The organism is Kitasatospora putterlickiae (assembly GCF_039527695.1).
Taxonomy (GTDB): Bacteria; Actinomycetota; Actinomycetes; order Streptomycetales; family Streptomycetaceae; genus Kitasatospora; species Kitasatospora putterlickiae.
In genome coordinates this window covers 12633-15423 of sequence record NZ_BAAAKJ010000260.1, presented here as the reverse complement: position 1 = coordinate 15423, position 2791 = coordinate 12633, and the positions used below count along the sequence as shown (strand labels likewise).

General features: G+C 70.5%; 2 protein-coding genes. One reads left to right on the top strand and one right to left on the bottom strand.

The window, feature by feature from the left end:
• Positions 1 to 51 precede the first annotated feature (51 nt).
• Positions 52 to 1101, bottom strand: a complete 1050-nt coding sequence (locus tag ABD308_RS26590) for an alpha/beta fold hydrolase (protein WP_344339383.1) — start codon at positions 1099 to 1101, stop codon at positions 52 to 54.
• A 314-nt stretch (positions 1102 to 1415) separates the two neighbouring features.
• On the opposite strand from ABD308_RS26590, the gene ABD308_RS26585 reads away from it, so the two are divergent.
• Entirely contained in the window at positions 1416 to 2621 is a 1206-nt protein-coding gene (locus ABD308_RS26585) for a nucleotide disphospho-sugar-binding domain-containing protein (protein ID WP_344339381.1), read from the top strand.
• Positions 2622 to 2791 lie beyond the last annotated feature (170 nt).

Here is a 2791-nt window from a genome sequence, read left to right as displayed (position 1 = left end):
GGCGTCCGATGCCGGTGTTCGATTCGAGGTGTCCCAGCCGCCTGGCGCCGGCTACTGCGGTGCCGCGACGGACTGGGCCCAGTTCAGCATGATGTAGTCGGTCAGCGGCGCGGTCGTCGCCAGTGCCATGTTGTGGCCGGTCTCCGGGATGAGTTCCACCCGGAGGTTCGCCTCGGGCAGGTAGTGGCCCGCCTCGTAGGCGCGCACGCTGGCCGGGTTGCCGCAGTCGTAGGCCGTGACCCCCTGGCAGGTCAACCAGTCCTGGGCGCCGTTGAGGATGAGTACCGGTACCCGGATCCCGTACGGCGGTGCCGCCGGCACGGTCTGCGCGGTCGGCACGACATCCTTGCCGTTCTCGTCGGCTGCCACCACCGCGGGATCGGTCGTGGCCGGGTAGTAGAACATGGAACCGCGGGTGCCCGGTTTGGTGGTCTTGTAGCCCGCGTCGAAGCCGGAGTTCGCGAACTTGGGATCGTTGATCGCCGGGTACGTGTTCGCGATGGCGGTCGCGGCGTGGTCCGGGTTGTAGCCGCTCAGCGCGGTGGTCAGGATGGCCGCGTCCACGTCGTTGTACTTGGGGATCTCACGCCAGGCGTAGAACGAGCCGAGCGCGTGCCCCACCCAGATCACCTTCTTGAACACCTGCCCGCCGAGGGTTCCGTTCCGCAGGGCCGTGATGGCGTCGTGCAGTGCGACGGAACCGGCGTCGCCGGTGACCAGGCCGCTCTGGGGGTGGGAGCTGTTGCCGGAACCGATCGGGTCGACGTTGAAGGTGGCGTACCCGGCCGCGACGGCGTGGCGCACGTACGAGTAGTAGCCGTTGCCGACCGGGAAGTCCCAGTACTCGTGGGTGGTGTACCCGCCGTGCACGAGCAGCTGCACCGTGGTGGGACGGCGGTCCCGGGGCTGGCAGAGCTCGCCCCACAGGGTCTGCGTCGCGTCTCCGGGATCGGCCAGGCGGACCGGCAGCGCGTACGGCGTGCAGACCGGGTCCCCGGCCGCGCCGCCCGCGGCGGCGGGTGGTGCCGTGGTCACCAACGCGACGGCCGCCGTGAACGCCGCGACGAGCAGGTATTTCCATTTTGACTGTTCAGCTAACACAGGGTCACCGTTCCGCAGCTGAAGTGGACGAATTCCACGTGGGGAGATCCGCTGGATCTGGCACGCGGCGCCCGGGAATTGGGAGACGGCCCTCACCGGGATCCATAGTGGGCGCCGGCCCACTATGACCCGTGCGGGGAGCGGTATGTCAATAGTCCGCCGAGGTCCGGTTGTTCCCGTACGGGGCCGCGTCGTTCCGGTCGGGACAGGCCTCATACCATAGAGCTCGGCGGGACGGTACCCTGATCAGCCCGGCTTGTGGCGGCCCTGTCGAACCGGCAGCGTTGGTCGCACGCTCACAGCTGCTGACGAGAATGGTCGGGTATCGGATGCGCATACTTTTCATTCCGGCTTCCGCGCCGTCGCACTATTTCCCGATAGTGCCGTTGATCTGGGCCTGCCGAACCGCCGGCCACGACGTCTGTGTCGCCGCACAGCCCTGGGGCGAATCGGTCGTCGTGAGTTCCGGGGTTCCGATGGTCACCATCGCCAGGTCCTTCGACATGACCGCCGAACTGGCGAGGCACCGGGCGAGGGGCCCGGTCGCGAGCGAACCGGGCGCGCCGAATCCGCTGTTCCAGACACTGGTCAACGCCCAGATCCGGTTCGCCGAGGAGGCCGCGGACGAGGTCGTCTCCCTCGCCCGTGACTGGCGCCCCGACCTGGTCGTCGCGGACCCGCTCGTGCTCGCGGCGCCCCTGGCGGCCGCGGCGGCCGACGCGCCGCTGGTCCACCACCTCTGGGGACCGGATCTGCTGCGGGCCTCCGAGTACGGCTACCCCGGAAGCGGGATGTCCGCGGACGCCTGGCCGGAACAACTGCGCGAACTCTACGCACGGCACGGATGCGCGCCGCAGGCCGAGAACGCCGTCGCGACGGTCGACCCGTGGCTGGAGGCCATGCAGATCGTCGAGGTCCCGTCGCGGATCCCGGTCCGCTTCGTCCCCTACAACGGGACCAATGTCCTGCCGGTCCCGGTGCTCGCTCCGTCCCGGCGGCGACGGGTCCTGGTCACCTGGGGCTCGATGCTGGTGATCCGCGACGGCATCGAAGCGTTTCCGGTCGCCGACGTCGTCAAGACGCTCCACGAGCACGACACCGAGATCATCCTCGCGGTCACGAGCGCCGATCGCGGCTTGGTCCCGAGCCTGCCCTCAGGGGTCACCGTGGTGGAGAACGTCCCCCTCAACGCGATCGTGCCGTCCTGCGACGCGATCGTGCACCACGGCGGCGCCGGCTCGATCATGACGGCCGCGTACTACGGCGTCCCGCAGCTCGGCATCCCGGCCACCCGTGACGTGCAGACCTGCTGCGCCCGCCTGGCCGACACCGGAGCCGGCGTCTCCGTCCACAACGAGGACGTGACCGTGGACGCGCTCGCCGACGCGGTCGCGACCGTGCTGACCAGTGACCGGGTCGGGCGATCCGCCGCGGCGCTGCGCGCCGAGATCCTCGCCCAGCCGGCCCCCGCCGAGGTGGTCGCGCGCCTCGGCGCGCTCGCCGCCGGCGACCTCGGATAGCTCACGGAGCGAGCGCGTCCACCACACCGGCCAGGCCGTCCGCCGGCCGGACGAGCGGCCGCCAGCCGGTGGCCGCGGCGAAGGGCGAGGGATCGGCGTTCACGTCCCCGAAGTCGGTGGCGTCCGCCCAGTCCGGGGGAGGCACGGTGACCACGGGCACGGGCGGGTGT

Excerpts from the sequence above, each read along its gene's own strand:
- ABD308_RS26585 (WP_344339381.1), top strand. The coding sequence starts at position 1,416 with ATGGTCGGGTATCGGATGCGCATACTTTTCATTCCGGCTTCCGCGCCG.